The sequence below is a fragment of the Bacteroides graminisolvens genome (assembly GCF_963666085.1).
GTDB lineage: Bacteria > Bacteroidota > Bacteroidia > Bacteroidales > Bacteroidaceae > Bacteroides > Bacteroides graminisolvens.
Map to the genome: position 1 here is coordinate 1,031,118 of NZ_OY762556.1, position 15,938 is coordinate 1,047,055.

Sequence of the window (15,938 nt, forward strand, 5' to 3'; positions counted from 1 at the left end):
CCATGAATAAACGTACATTAATAAAGGTTTCTCTTTCCGTATGGTGTCTATGCATAACATTCACAGCATACGCTCAATATGGTAAGTATGTTGATCCTAAAATCGGCTCAGAAGGTTTAGGACGGGTATTCATTGGGCCGTCGGCACCATTTGGAATGGTGAAACCCGGTCCGGATTGCACCTGTAAACCCAACAGCGGCTGGTTGCCTATGCCCGAAGTAGTTACCGGTTTTGCTCAGGTACACGTAAGTGGTACGGGCGGCGGACCGAAATATGGCAATATTCTGGTACAGCCTTATGCCGGAGAACCCGATATGGAAAGCCATGAAGCAAAGCGGGAATCAGAACAGATCGAATTAGGATATTACCGTACACGCTTTCAGGAAAATAGCATTCAAACAGAGCTGACTACTTCGGACCGATGTTCCTTTTATCAATTCACTTATCCCAAAGAAAGCAAGCGCTCACTGCGAGTAGATGCCGGCTTCTTTTTGGGAGAGAATGCAATTCCCGATGCCCGCGAAGCACAACAGTTTGTGGGCTCGGAAATAGAGATAATATCGGATACCGAAATTCGCGGTTATAGCCGCATCCGCGGAGGGTGGAACAACGGACGGGCCTATACGGTTTACTTCTATGCAGTAGCCGACAAGCCTTTTACAAAGACACTTACCTGGAAAGATAAACAGTTCTCTTTCAGTGAAAAGGCACAGTTTGACGAAGGAAAGAAAACCGGTGCAGCTGTTTCATGGGGAGAAGAAAATAAAGAGAGCACCATTAAATTTAAAATAGGCATTTCTTTTCTGAGCTCACTGAAGGCACAGGAAAATGTGCGCAGGGACATTCCGCATTGGGATTTCAGTCAGCAACTGCAGAAAGTACGCTCGCAATGGGAAAGGATATTGGAACGCATAGAGTTAGGAAAAAGTGCTACCGAAGCACAAAAACGAATGTTTTACACGGCTCTTTATCACACATGTCTCATGCCTGTAGACCGTACCGGAGAGAATCCTCTGTGGACGGATAATGCGCCTTATTACGATGACTTTTATGCAATATGGGACACTTATCGCACCTCTAGCCCCCTGATTACCATTCTCTCACCCGAAAGAGAAATTGATATAGTGAATGCCCTCATTAATATTTATCAGCGAGATGGCTATATGCCCGACGCTCGTAGCGGCAATGCTAATGGTCGTACTCAAGGTGGTTCAAATGCCGAGGTTGTCATTGCCGATGCATTGGTAAAAGGACTGAAAGGCATTGATTATGAATTAGCTTTGAAGGCGATGCTGAAAGATGCCACTGTGCCTCCCGGAGGTAATGAAGAGCAAGAGGGGCGTGGCGGGTTAGTAGAATATAACAGACTGGGTTACGTACCCTTCGGCATTGATCGGGCAGGGAATCGTACGGTTGAATATGCTTATAACGATTATAATATAGCTACCGTTGCCAAGATACTGGGAAAAGAAGATATTTACGAAGAATACATTCGCAAGGCTGATAACTGGAAAAACTTATGGCGTGATGATTATGAGCACGACGGGGTCAAAGGGTTTATCATGCCTCGTTCCGCTTCCGGAGAATGGCTGGATGATGTGCCTTTCGGGCATTCCAAAATACAACATCCTACCTTTCGTTATACGCCCGTAACCAACGAATCTCCGTGGTATACGCCTTGGTGGGGAGCTTTCTTCTATGAAGGTATTTCATGGGAGTATTCGCTCAGCATACCTCACGATGTGCCCGCTCTGATTGAAAAAAGCGGTGGGAAAGAAGCGTTCCGTGGTAGACTCGATACTTTCTTTGATAAAGGATATTATAACGTAAACAATGAACCGTCTTTTTTGACTCCATGTCTCTATCATTGGATTGGGCGTCCTGATTTAAGTAGTGCAAGAATCAAACAGATTATTACGCACAATTATAATGATACACCCGGCGGCTTACCCGGAAACGATGATTCGGGAGCCATGTCTTCCTGGCTAGCTTTTCACATGATGGGTCTTTATCCTAATGCCGGACAACCATATTATTTAATGAATGCGCCTTTGTTAAGTGAATATACCATCCGTTTAGCCAATGGTAAAACGTTGCATGTTTGTGCCAAAAAGCTATCAGAGAAGAATGGCATTATTCAACGTGTTATCTTCAACGGAAAAGAACTTCAGCGTGCATGGATTAATCATGATGAATTGTTGCAAGGCGGCGAGCTGGTGATAGAGATGGGAAATAAACTTTCTGACTGGGGCACAGAGGAATTGCCTCCTCTTAAAATGTAGGAATGCGATGATGAAGAGAATAATCAGTTTAGGATTGTTGGCTGTATTACTTACCTTAGTTGCCAACGCACAGATAAACGAAAAGTATAAGTTCGTTTATAAATTGCATGGACAAACTCGTAATTATGAGGTCTGCATCACTGAACAACAAGATACAATCCGTTTTGAATGGAGCATATTACGCAACTTCAAGTGGCAAAAGGGATGTTATAAAATGGGGAAACAGAATGTGGAAAATGGCAATAGCCTGAGCTGGCTGCAACCTGTTGACGGATGCGAAGTGGCATTACCTGCCAATGAAACGTTTGGTTTTATTTCGCGCAAAGCATGGAAATCGTTGAAGGAAAATGGTTGGTTTATCTATAATGGAACAACTTACCGGAAAGTGGTTGAAGAGCCAACAGAGAAACAAGAATGTAACGGGAAAAAAGTGATTCATGTATCAGCCGATGTGGACCTGACGAACATGTGGATCATTGATAATGAGGACTTACCACTTATTTGCAAAACAAGTAATAACCCTTTGGAGATAGATTGGACGGTGGAATAGAAGTTGCTTAGCTGAAGCAATTTATGCCCGATTAGTTGTTTCTCAAAGAAAAGAAATCTATTTTTGTTCTTTGAACCTGAAATGCATTGAGAAACCAGTACTGGTCCCTAAATGAAAAGAAAAGCAAATAGAACCATTAATAGAAGTATAAACTACTGGCTGCTGGCTTGTTTTTTAGCTATTGCAATTCCGTGCCGGGCACAAGTATCTCTTCGCAAAATTCTGGATCAGTATAACTTTTCAGCTATTACCATTAACGATGGGTTACCACACAATTTTATAGACGATATTTATAAAGATAGCCAGGGCTTTTTGTGGCTTTCTACGCATAACGGACTCGCACGTTATGACGGATATTCTTTTGTAAACTACAATATTACGTCTACTACCGTACGCCTACGCTCTAACTTCGTTAACCAAGTGTGCGAAGACGGTTTCAACCGCTTGTGGGTTGCTTCCGAAGCAGGACTCGATTTATTGAATTTGAAGACTAACAAACTGGAACCTATTGATTTTTCGTTTTTTAAAAGCGAAGATCTCTCAAAAGAACCGGTTTACTTTATTGTTTGTGATAGAGATAAATCAATGTGGTTAGCCACTCAAACAAATCTTTATCACCTCTTTTTTACTCCGGAAGGTAAGATTGAACGTTGTGTGGCGTTAACTTCAAAATATGAGCGGCACTCAGCATCTACAACGGCTTTAAGCTTGGTTAATGGAGAAATATGGATTGGTTATGGGCCCAATGTATTTAAAGTAACGTCCTCAAAAGATGGCCCAATGAAATTAGTAAAGCTCATGCCCTCTTTTTCTTTTGATCAGCAAACCATGATTCATTGCTTCTGCCTATACCGAGGGGATATCTGGGTGGGCACAGATAGAGGACTCTTTCGCTATGATATACGAAGCAAAAAGTGTAAACTGTATTCTTCTCAAGACGGGAATATCAATTCACTAACTCAAAATTACATCACGGACTTAGCAATAACACAAAATCAGGAACTGGTTGTTGCCACGCTTAAAGGATTAAACTTTTACAATCCTGCTACGGATGATTTTGTGCGATTGGAGAAATCTGTCTATACCTCTGAATACCCCAATAGATCTAGCTTTATTAACTGCCTTTTGGTTGATGGCCCCATACTGTGGATTGGGACTGAAATTAGTGGTATGGATAAAATGGAAAGTCGTAATTTGAAACTTCGTTTATACACCAACAACAGATATGATCCTAATAGCTTGGCTGAAAATCCGGTTAATAGTATTTTCGAAGATTCTTATGGTAACCTATGGGTAGGTAATGTGGAACAGGGACTCGGTTTGCGTAAAAAAGACACAGACGAATTTATACATTACCGTCACCAGTCGGGAAATGCCAATAGCCTGAGCCATAATTCGGTATGCGATATTGCAGAAGATAATCGTAATCAGCTTTGGATAGCTACATCAGGAGGCGGCGTGAACCGAACCGGCCTGAATAATTTGCCCAACCTTTCTTTCACCAACTTTAATACCAACAATACGCCTCTTCGAAGCAACTTTGTAGGATCACTTTGTTTTGATAAGTTGAATAATGGCATGTGGATTGGTACTGCCGAGGGATTGTCTTTCTACGATCAGGACAAGGATCAATTTACGAATGTTGTATTACCAACTGACCGTCTGCCGAAAAACTCGTTGGTTACTATGCTCATTGACCGAAAACAAAGATTATGGGTAGGTACTCATCATGGTTTGATAATCATTGATTTATACTCTTTTGCCAAGAACCGGAAGAATGTTCATTTTTATTATATGGAATATAAACTGGATAATCCTCAAAGTAAACTGATAGAAAAAATTTGTTGTATTTTTGAAGCATCAGACGGCACTATTTGGTTAGGCAGCAACGGTTATGGGGTATACCGCTTAGAAGACAGCAAGGAGTATCCTTATAAGTTTTCTAATTACACGACCAAAAACGGCTTATGTGATAACACCATTTTTGGCATTTTAGAAGACGATCAGCATCGTCTTTGGTTTAGCACGAATGATGGTCTTTCATGTTATACACCTCAAACAGGAAACTTTGCAAACTATTATCAAAAGGACGGACTACTTTCGGGCCAATTTTATTGGAACGCCTATTGCCGTGCCAGTGATGGAACTCTTTACTTTGGAGGAATTGACGGCATGATAGGGCTGAACGGAGTAGGGGTTAATCATAGCAAGAAGCATGTGCAAAAAGTTATTTTTACCCGCCTCACCGTCCTGGATAACGATATAACACAAGGAGGGAACAATTATCTGAAAAAAAGCATCTCATGGGCCAATGAAGTACATTTGCACGAACGCGACAAATCATTTTCGTTGGAATTCTCAGCCTTAGATTATGAAAATGCCGGAAAGCTGAAGTATTATTATCGCTTGAAAGGTTTCGATAATAAATGGATTGAATGTGATCCGAAAAGACATTATGCAAGCTACACCAACTTAAAATCGGGTGATTATGTATTCCAAGTAAAAGTACAGAACCCCCTGAACATGAGCGATAGCCAAATAACGGAACTTGCCATAACTGTTTCGCCTTTCTTTTATAAAACCTGGTGGTTTTTCATCCTGATAATATTTATTGCAGCAATAATTGTATTTTATTGGTATCAGTGGCGAATATCTGCTTATAAAGAACAAAGGAAGATCTTGACGGAAAAAGTAAAAGAACGCACACTGGAACTCGAAGAAAAAATGAATGTTCTTTCGAACCAGAATGATTTGTTGATACAACAAAAGAAACAATTAATAGAATTATCCAAACGAATACAAGAAATTACTGCTGATAAAATTTCATTTTTCACCAATATAACACATGAATTCAGAACACCCATCTCTTTAATTCTGGGACCGATAGATCGTGCATTAAAGATAAGTAGCAGTCCGGAGGTAAGGGAACAGTTAAACCTGGCACAACGAAATTCAAAGTCGTTGCTCTCTTTAGTCAATCAGCTGTTGGATTTCCGTAAGGTGGAATCCGGCCGAATTATGATAACCAAGAAACAAAATAACCTGCCGGCTTTTATTTTCAATACCATCATACCGTTTGAAGCCTTTGCAAAAGACAGGCAGATTGAAGTTCGCTGCATGGTTCGTACAAAGGATACTTTTTATCTATACGATGAAGAGTGGATGCGGAAAGTATTGGTGAACTTACTATCCAACGCCATTAAGTTTACCCCCAATGGAGGAAAAGTGAATCTTTATGTGTATTCATATTTGAATGAAAAAGGACAAAGTAGAATGTATATATCCATCACTGATAGCGGTGTTGGGGTTCTGCAAGAAGACATGGATAAGATTTTCGATCGTTTCTATCAATCTCGGAAGAATGTGAAATTTCAGATGTATGGGCAGAGTGGCACAGGTATAGGTTTGTATCTGTGTAAACGAATTATAAATGAACACGGCGGACGAATCTATGCACGGAATAATAAAAAAGCGGGATTGGGCATCCGAATTTTAATGCCTATGGATGTTAGTGCAGATCAGACCGAACTACAGAAAGTTCCGGAAAATATAAGTGAAGAACAAGATGAAATGGAAAACGAATATCCGGTAGGAGAGAGCGTTGCCACCATAAAAGAGAAGACCATTTTAATTGTTGATGACAATTTGGATATGAGAGTCTATGTTCGTTCTATTCTGCAATCACAATACAAGGTATTGGAAGCTGAAGACGGTGAGCATGCTTTGGAAGTACTTCATAAGGAAAATATAGATTTTATTGTCAGTGACTTGATGATGCCTGTTATGGATGGGCTCGAATTGTCTCGGAGAGTTAAGGAAGATTTATCCATATCGCACATACCTATTTTAATACTTACGGCAAAAGTTTCGGATGAAGCCCGTCTCGACAGTTTTAGGATTGGGGTAGATGAATACCTGCAAAAACCTTTTAGTGAAGAACTGCTTTTGGTTCGTATTCAGAACATTTTCAATGTTCGCAGGCAGAGCCAGCAACAGTTTGATCAACAAATGACACCTTCTTCCCTGAATATAGACAAGGATTCACGCGATAGCAAATTTCTGAATAGTGTAATGGAAGTTATTGAATGCAATTACGGTAATCCTGATTTTGACGTAGAAAGTTTTGCTACTGCCATGAATATGAGTAAAACCTTACTGAATCAAAAGTTACAGAGTTTAGTGGGACAATCCATTGCCAAGTTCGTTAGTAACTATCGTTTAAAAAAGGCTCAAGCACTCATTCAGGTAAACAAGAATAGCAAGAATATGAATGTTTCCGAAATTGCTTATGAAGTAGGTTTCAATGACCCGAAATATTTCAGTCGTTGCTATCTAAAGAAATACGGAGTATTGCCAAGTACTTCTTTGGAATGATTAAAGTGCTCTTTTCAAGAGATTCACATTGTTTATATATGAATAACGTGGAGGAAAAATGGCCTAATCGTTAAAAAGGGATTGGACGTTCAAATTTCATCCTTTATTTTTCAAAATTCACCCTCGAGAGGTTAGGTATTACGCTACATTTGGACAAAATGATTTTTATTAACCTAAGTTATCAAGTTATGCGTAAAACACATTTAGTATGTTTTTTCATCTTTTTGATGAGCAGCATTTCGGTTTTTGCTCAAAAAAGTATAACCGGAAAAGTGGTTGATGCCAGTGGCGAACCGCTGATTGGTGTCAACGTTCTAGTAAAGGGCACTACTGTAGGTACTATTACTGATGTTGACGGTCAGTACCAGATCCAGACCTCTAACGGTAATTCATTAACATTTACTTATATTGGTTATGTTAGTCAGGAGGTAAAGGTTACCAACCAAAATGTTATTAACCTAACAATGAAGGAAGATGCTAAAACTCTGGACGAAGTAGTAGTTGTAGGTTATGGTAGTATGACCCGTAAGGATGTAACCAGTTCTATCACTACAGTGAAAGCTGACAAACTGAATACCGGTGTATATACCGACCCAGGTCAGTTGTTGCAAGGCAAAGTTCCCGGATTAACGATTGTTCAAAGCAGTGATCCTACATCAGGAACAACTTCTATCTCTCTTCGTGGTGCATCTTCTCTGCGTTCAGGTAAAGCAATGGAACCTTATTATGTTGTTGACGGTATTCCTGGTATGTCTTTGAACCTTATAGCTCCGGAGGACATTGAGTCAATTGATGTACTTCGCGACGCCTCTGCAACTGCTATTTACGGTTCTAAAGCGGCCAATGGCGTGATTGTTATCACCACAAAAAAAGGAAGCAAAACAGATCGTTCATATGTTTCTTATAGTGGTTATGTAGGATTTGATAACATAGCCAAACGCCTTGATATGATGTCGGCCAGTGATTTACGGTCTTATGCATCAGCCAACAACATAACACTTCCTAATGATAAAGGCTACAATACGAATTGGAATGATGAAGTGCTTCGTACGGCAGTAAGCCACAGTCACAATGTTTCTATTAACGGAGGCAGCGAACGTTCCAGCTACAATGCCAGCCTGAGTTATCTGAATAAGGAAGGTATTGTGCTCGGTACTGAATTTGAACGTATTTCGGGTCGTGCTTATGCACAGACAAAATGTTTAAATGATCGTTTGACTTTGGCTTTAAATGTTAATGCTGCACAAAGTAAAGGTAAGAGTGTTTCATCAAACAAAGACGGTCAAAGTGTATTTGATGCCATGAACTATTATTCACCCTTACTTCCTACAAAAAATGAAGACGGTACCTGGTATAATTACACATCAGTAAATCAATACCATAATCCGCTATCTATGATCTATGAAGATTCTTACGAAACGATTAAGAAAGTTCTTCAGGGAACGGGCAAGGCTTCTTTGCAAATCACCAAGGATTTAGTTTGGAACTTAAACCTTTCTTATGAAAATGAACAAATAAATTATAATAATTACAATACCACAGAATCTCAGATTGTTACTGCCAACGGACAGGCTTTTCGTGGAACTCTTGAGAATAAAAAGAAAGTACTGGAAACCTATTTCAATTATGACCATACATTTGCCGATGTTCATAAATTAGGTTTAATGACGGGTTATTCTTATGAGCAAACCGACAATAACGATGGCTTTGGTCTGACCGTTTACGATTTCTATAGCGATGCTACTTCATACTACAACCTTGGTTTTGCAAATAAAATGGATATGACTGGCATAACAGCTTATCCATTGGAAACTCTTCGTATGATTTCTTTCTATGGTCGTTTAAACTATTCATACAATAGTAAATACATGTTTCAGGCCACTATCCGTCGTGATGGTTCATCGGCTTTCGGTAAAAATAATCGTTGGGGAACATTCCCATCCGCATCTCTTGCATGGCGCATGAGCGAAGAGAAATTCATCAAGGACTTGAATCTATTTGATGATTTAAAATTCCGTGTTGGTTACGGTGTAAGCGGTAACTCTTTGGGCTTTGGGGCTTTCCAAGCCATTCAGACGTACGGTCCTTCCGGATGGTTTACCTATACAGATGCCAACGGAAATTCCAGTCTTTATCGTACAATAGCTGCTCAATCAAATGCAAATCCTGATTTAAAATGGGAACGCACCGCAATGCTTAATGTAGGTCTTGATTTTAGTTTCTTTGGAGGTCGTTTAGGTGGTACAATTGAATACTATGATAAACGCACAAGCGATTTGATTTATTCGTATAATGTATCTACTAACCGCTATCCTTATGGTACGATGTATGCTAATGTGGGTGATATTACCAATAGAGGTATTGAATTTACAATCAATGCAACGCCTATCAGCATGAAAGACTTCACTTGGGATACAAGCTTAAACCTTTCACACAATAAGAATAACGTAAAAAGCATTTCGAACAGTGATTATTCGGTAGACTATATTGCAACTGGTGATCCGGAAATTGCCGGTTACTCTTCAAACGCACAAGTAGAGCGTATTATGGAAGGTCATCCACTTGGAACATTCTATACTTATGAATGGGCAGGTTATAACGCAGAAGGTATATCAGTGTTCTACAAACATGATCCTGAAACTGGCGAACGTACTGGTGAAACGACTAAAGACCCTGTTGATACAGACCGCACCATTACAGGCTCTGCACAACCTAAGCTGAATTTGGGTTGGACAAACAATTTCAAATATAAGAATTGGAGTTTAGATCTCTTCTTTACGGGAGTTTTTGGCAATAAGATTTATAACGCTACTAAAGAACAATATAGCAATGTAGCTTTCGTTACCGAAGGTAGAAATGTATTGAAATCAGTAGCAACAGAACAAAAGGCAACAGATGTTCAGTCACAAGCTCCTTCGGATCGTTGGTTGGAAAATGGTGATTATTTCCGTTTGTCAACTCTTTCTTTAGGTTATTCATTTGGTAAGTTGGGTAATTGGGTTAATTCACTCAAGGTATATGCAACCTGCAATAACTTGTTTACTATTACCGGCTATTCCGGACGTGATCCTGAAATTAATCTGGGAGGCTTGGAACCGGGAATAGACAGACGTACTAATTATTATCCTCGTACTCGTACATTTATGCTGGGTGTAAATGTTAATTTCTAATCATCTAAAATTGAACTTACAATGAAAAGCTATATTAAAAATACCTTATTTACAGGTTTACTGTTATCATCAGTAACAGCCTGTACCGATTTGGATGTAGATATCAAGTCTACCTATACTTCTTATCCGACTACCGAAATTGCAACAGAGGCAAAGATGGCGGATTTATACTATGGATTCCGTGGCCCATTGGGACGTCGTTACACGGAGGCAGCTTGGTTGTCTTCCGATGAATTTTCTGCAGTTACTTTTGGTGGTAACTGGTATGACGGCGGTAATTATGTTCACGCCACACTTCACACGAGTAATCCGGACGATGCTCACATTGATTGGCTTGGTGATATTACCGGAACCATTACCAAATGTAATCAGGCTATTGTGGACCTCGGAGGCGACAAGGCAACCGACGAATCAATTGCAAAGGCCTTAACAATGCGTGCTTTCTATCATTTCATTTTTATGGATATGTTTGGAGATACGCCCATTTTAGATCATGTTATTGGGGCTGATGAAGCAGTTGTCCGTTCTCCGCGTGCTGAGGTAGCAGCTTTTATAGAAAGTGACTTACTTCGTGCCATTAATTCCGGCGGCTTATCCGAAAATGTGAATGCATCGACGTATGGAAAACCTACTAAATGGATGGCTGAAGCTCTTCTTGTAAAACTGTATCTTAATTGGGCTGTTTATACTAGCAGTGATGTTGCTAATTATGAGCCCACTTTAACAAACGCCAAACTGAATGATGCAGTGGCCTACTGTGATGAGATTATTAAAAGCGGTAAGTTTGATCTGAGCGATAGTTATCGCAAGAAATTCATGCCGGATAATGGTTATCAGATTAAAGATTTCATCTATGCAATGCCTTATGATAATGCAACCGCACAAGGTATGACATACGCCCGATTCCAATACTGGCCTAAATTCAATAATAACGGATCAGGTGGTGCCGGTTTATTCGGTGTAACACTTTCAAAAAATGCCGGTGGAATTTTCACCATCACGCCCGAAGCGGCCGATCGCTTCTCTCTGGCAGGGGACGAACGTAATGAAATCATTTTAAAGGATGAGCTTTTTACTTATAATATATCAACCTTTGCTAAAACAACAACACCTTACCTGTATAATGGGCAACGTGTAGTGCTTACCAAAAATATTACTTTATTGACACCAGGCGATGCCTCTATGAATGTAGGTGATAATTTTAATGGTTGGAATCAGGGTTATCGTTGTATCAAATGGGGTCTTCAGGCAGCTGATTATGATACTTATAACCGTAACCAAAGTAATGACGTACCTATCTTCCGTTACGCAGATATTTTGCTGATGAAAGCTGAAGCTATTCTTCGGGGTGCAACAGCTACCAATGGTGATACTCCTATGAGTTTATTCAATCAGATTCGCAGTTATGTTAAAGCTCCTACGTTAACAACAGCTCCTACGTTACAAGATATTCTTGATGAACGCGGACGTGAGTTCTTTAGTGAGATGTGGCGTCGCAATGACTTGATTCGTTTTGGTCAATTTGAAAATGATTGGGGATTGAAACATGTTATAAACTCGGCTGCCAAAACTCAGAAATGGCGTCGTATATTCCCAATTCCTACCAATGTTATGAACTCCAATACTAACTGGACTCAAAACACCGGATACAACAAGTAAAAACCATAGGGTTAATCTTATGGGGAGAAGGCATACAATAAATTTCTTATTGGGTTATTATTTAAAGATATGATGTCTTCTCCCCTTTTTTATTTCTTTTACCTTTAATCAACTATGAGGAGTATATACATTCTTTTACTGTGTTTTTTATGTAGTTTCAGCGTAGCCGAAGCTCAAATTCTGCTGCAACAATATATAGATACACGTGTGGGTACTGCCGCTAATACAACAGCATCTGCCGGAACCTTCGGAAAACATACCGAAGAATACGGGCAAACCTTACCTGCTGTACTCATGCCACACGGAATGAACTTTTGGACCCCGCAAACACAGGACACAGAAAATAAATGCATTGCTCCTTATTATTATAAAGATTCAAAGATACAAGGTTTTCGAAACTCACATTGGATTGTTGGTGGCTGTACACAAGATTATGGTTCAATGACACTGATGACTGTGACCGGAAACCTCAAAACGCAACCCGAACAAAGGGCTAGTATTTTCTCTCATACAAACGAAATGGCTACCCCTTCCTATTATTCCGTATATCTTGACGATTATCAAGCTCGAGCAGAGATGACTGCTCAATCACGTTCAGCCATATTCCGCTTTACGTATGATAAAGAAGGAATGGCGTATCTGATTGTTAATCCCAACAGTGATTACGGACAAGGATCTATAGAAATAGATTTAGCAAAAAAAGAGATAAGAGGTTATAATCCGGTACATCGCATCTATCAAGGATGGGGAGAGCCGGCAGGTTTTAACGGGTATTTCATTATTCGTTATGAAATGAACCCTGAAACATACGGTGTTTATCAAGATTCATTGGTATTTTCCGGTAATACATCCATTGGAAAATCAAATAAAATAGGAGCTTACATAGGGTTTAAAGTAAAAAACAGAGAAGCAATTTTGGTGAAAGCTGCTTCTTCCTTCGTTAGTTTAGAAGGAGCTGAAAAGAATTTGAACGCTGAAATTCCGGATTGGAATTTTGACGGTGTAAAAAACAGATTAGAACAAAGTTGGGAAAAGCATTTGGCTAAAATAGAAGTACAAGGTAATCACAAAGAGAAGGAAAAATTCTACGGAGCTTTGTATAGAACTTCCTTCCTTCCTCGTGTATTTAACGATGTAGATGGTGCTTATCCTGCTTTTTCAAAAGGAACTCCTATTTGTTATACTCAGAAAGGTGATTACTATGAAGATTTCAGCATATGGGATACGTATCGGGCCCTTCATCCCTTGCTTACAATTATTGATACTCAACGTGAGGCGGATATGGTTCGGTCGCTTATTGATAAATATAGTCAGGGAGGTTGGCTACCTATATTCCCATGTTGGAACAGTTATACAGCAGCAATGATAGGAGATCACTGTATTTCGGTCATAGGTGATGCAATCAGGAAGGATATTAAAGGATTTGATGTTCAAAAGGCCTATGCAGCTATGAGAAAAAATGCATTCCATGAACCTGAATCATTTGAAGAATACAAGAATGGAAAAGGTCGAAGGGCTTTGAATTCATATCTGAAGTATGGTTATATTCCATTGGAAGATTCGGTAAAGGAAGCCTTTCATACTTGCGAACAAGTCTCCAGAACTCTCGAATATGCTTATGATGACTATGTTTTGGCACAAGTAGCCGATAAATTAAATAAAAAAGAGGATTACAACATACTTATGAAACGGGCGATGAACTATAGAAATGTGATTGATCCTCGAACAGGATATGCTCAGGGAAGACACGCCGACGGTTCATTTCTAAAAGATGATAATGCATTCCGTTTTGTCCGATTCATTACGGAAGGTGTACCCGCCCATTATACTTGGTATGTGCCTCAAGATGTGAGAGGTTTGATAAATTTGATGGGAGGAAAGGATAAATTTATTTCCAAACTAGATTCCATGTTTAGTGAACATCGTTACTGGCACGGCAATGAACCTTGTCATCAAGTTCCATATCTTTTTAATTACGCCGCACAACCTTGGAAAACACAACGACAGGTAAGTTATATCCGCCATACAGAATATGATAATACACCCGGAGGACTATCGGGCAATGATGACGCAGGTCAAATGTCTGCTTGGTATGTGTTTTCAGCAATGGGTTTCTATCCGGTATGTCCAGGAGATCCATATTACGTAATTGGTTCTCCGGCTTTTGAAAAAATGACTATCCACCTTGAAAATGGGAAAGATTTTATAGTAAAAGCTCACGGCGTTTCAGAAGACAACATTTATATCCAGTCAGCTACGCTTGACGGAAGAAAATTTGAAAATAGTTATATAACACATAAACAGATTCTCGAAGGAGGCATTCTAGAATTTGTAATGGGAAATATTCCAAATAAAAACTGGGCAACAAAAAAAGAAAATTGTCCTCCATCAATTTTAAAACAAACAGTATATAACTAATGAAGAAATCTATAAGCATAATCATATCTTTGTTACTTGCCATCCCTATATGGTCCCGAGATTACAACATAGTAACTCAGGGAAAAGCCATTGATGATGGTAAAACACTGAATACAAAAATTATTCAGTCGGCCATCGACCAACTGAGTAAAGAAGGAGGAGGAAGGATCATTTTTCCAAAAGGTTCTTATCTCACTGGTTGCATACAAATCAAATCGGGTATTGAATTATATTTGGAGAAAGAAGCAGTGATATTGGGTAGTACCAATCCTGATGATTATTATCCATTAAATAAATTAGACAATACTACAGCGGAAAGTGATAATTCAAAACTTGCTTTAATTCTTGGATACAAGGCAAAAAACATTGCTTTAAGTGGTGAAGGCACAATAGATGGTCAAGGATTGGCTTTGGCTTTGAATATAGACAGTTTACATCATGCCGGATTACGTATAGACCCGAATTACAATGTTCGAAGAATGCGCCCTAATGAAACAGCTCGTCCAAAATTGTTTTTTCTGTCAGAATGCACAAATATATCAATCACAGGACTACATCTCATGAATAGTGCTTGTTGGGGTGTTACGTTTGATCTTTGTTCCGGTTTATCAATAGATCAAGTTTCCATGACCAATAGAGCCTATTGGAATAATGATGGTTTTGATATAATTGATTGTCATAATGTAAAGATTACCCGATGTAATATCAATTCTGCAGACGATGGCATTTGCTTGAAGTCTTATCATCCCGATGCCTATAACGATAGCATTTACATTGCTGACTGCGAAGTACGTAGTAGTGCAAGCGCTATAAAATTCGGAACTGCTTCATGGGGAGGCTTTAAAAATATAACGATTGATGATATTCGTGTATTTGATACTTTTCGTTCGGCCATAGCCATTGAATCTGTTGATGGAGGCCATATTGAAAATATCAATATAAATAACATTATAGCAAAAAATACAGGTAATGCCCTATTTATTCGTTTGGGACACAGAGCAGGTGAACACCCGGGAACAATAAAAAATATATCCATAAGAAACATGACCGTAGAAATTCCGTTTGAAAGGCCAGATATTAACTATGATTTAAGAGGACCGGAAGTCGATTTTTTCCATAATCCGTTTCCTTCATCTATAACAGGTATACCGGGATATTATATAGAAGATATTCATCTTGAAAATATAGAAATAACCTATCCGGGAAGAGCAACCAAAGGAATGGCTTATATACCTTTCAATCGTTTAAACCAAGTACAGGAACAGATTGATAAATATCCAGAATTCAGTATGTTTGGTGAACTGCCCTCGTGGGGATTTTATATTCGTCACGCTAAGAATATAAAATTGAAAAATGTAAAATTGAAGTTGACAGAACCAGACTATCGTCCGGCAATTATAATGGACGATGTGAAAGGAGAATCACTTGAACAACTGTTTTTTCCATTAGATAAAAGAGAACAAATTATAATAGTTAATAACTAAT

General features: G+C 39.2%; 7 protein-coding genes. All 7 read left to right on the top strand.

Annotation, left to right across the window (positions count from 1 at the left end; translation table 11 throughout):
* The first annotated feature begins 2 nt into the window (after positions 1 to 2).
* Positions 3 to 2,282 carry a GH92 family glycosyl hydrolase gene (locus ACKPCE_RS04115; RefSeq protein ID WP_319504297.1) on the top strand — a complete coding sequence of 760 codons (2,280 nt, stop codon included), beginning with the start codon at positions 3 to 5 and terminating at the stop codon, positions 2,280 to 2,282.
* A 7-nt stretch (positions 2,283 to 2,289) separates the two neighbouring features.
* Positions 2,290 to 2,832: a hypothetical protein gene (locus tag ACKPCE_RS04120; RefSeq protein WP_319504298.1), complete on the top strand. Its 543-nt coding sequence runs from the start codon at positions 2,290 to 2,292 to the stop codon at positions 2,830 to 2,832.
* 111 nt (positions 2,833 to 2,943) lie between these two features.
* Positions 2,944 to 7,206 carry a hybrid sensor histidine kinase/response regulator transcription factor gene (locus ACKPCE_RS04125; protein WP_319504299.1) on the top strand — a complete coding sequence of 1,421 codons (4,263 nt, stop codon included), beginning with the start codon at positions 2,944 to 2,946 and terminating at the stop codon, positions 7,204 to 7,206.
* A 188-nt stretch (positions 7,207 to 7,394) separates the two neighbouring features.
* Positions 7,395 to 10,376 carry a SusC/RagA family TonB-linked outer membrane protein gene (locus tag ACKPCE_RS04130; protein ID WP_319504300.1) on the top strand — a complete coding sequence of 994 codons (2,982 nt, stop codon included), beginning with the start codon at positions 7,395 to 7,397 and terminating at the stop codon, positions 10,374 to 10,376.
* A gap of 21 nt (positions 10,377 to 10,397) precedes the next feature.
* Positions 10,398 to 12,035 (top strand): RagB/SusD family nutrient uptake outer membrane protein, encoded by a 1,638-nt coding sequence (locus tag ACKPCE_RS04135; RefSeq protein WP_319504301.1) that lies wholly within the window; start codon positions 10,398 to 10,400, stop codon positions 12,033 to 12,035.
* Between the two features lie 114 nt (positions 12,036 to 12,149).
* Positions 12,150 to 14,453: a GH92 family glycosyl hydrolase gene (locus ACKPCE_RS04140; RefSeq protein ID WP_319504302.1), complete on the top strand. Its 2,304-nt coding sequence runs from the start codon at positions 12,150 to 12,152 to the stop codon at positions 14,451 to 14,453.
* Entirely contained in the window at positions 14,453 to 15,937 is a 1,485-nt protein-coding gene (locus tag ACKPCE_RS04145) for a glycoside hydrolase family 28 protein (RefSeq protein ID WP_319504303.1), read from the top strand. Before ACKPCE_RS04140 ends, ACKPCE_RS04145 begins: the two co-directional genes overlap by 1 nt.
* Position 15,938: the final 1 nt, after the last annotated feature.

What these genes read in the sequence shown, in the direction of transcription:
- ACKPCE_RS04115 (WP_319504297.1), top strand. Translation starts at nt 3, where the DNA reads ATGAATAAACGTACATTAATAAAGGTTTCTCTTTCCGTATGGTGTCTA.
- ACKPCE_RS04120 (WP_319504298.1), top strand. Translation starts at nt 2,290, where the DNA reads ATGATGAAGAGAATAATCAGTTTAGGATTGTTGGCTGTATTACTTACC.
- ACKPCE_RS04125 (WP_319504299.1), top strand. Translation starts at nt 2,944, where the DNA reads ATGAAAAGAAAAGCAAATAGAACCATTAATAGAAGTATAAACTACTGG.
- ACKPCE_RS04130 (WP_319504300.1), top strand. Translation starts at nt 7,395, where the DNA reads ATGCGTAAAACACATTTAGTATGTTTTTTCATCTTTTTGATGAGCAGC.
- ACKPCE_RS04135 (WP_319504301.1), top strand. Translation starts at nt 10,398, where the DNA reads ATGAAAAGCTATATTAAAAATACCTTATTTACAGGTTTACTGTTATCA.
- ACKPCE_RS04140 (WP_319504302.1), top strand. Translation starts at nt 12,150, where the DNA reads ATGAGGAGTATATACATTCTTTTACTGTGTTTTTTATGTAGTTTCAGC.
- ACKPCE_RS04145 (WP_319504303.1), top strand. Translation starts at nt 14,453, where the DNA reads ATGAAGAAATCTATAAGCATAATCATATCTTTGTTACTTGCCATCCCT.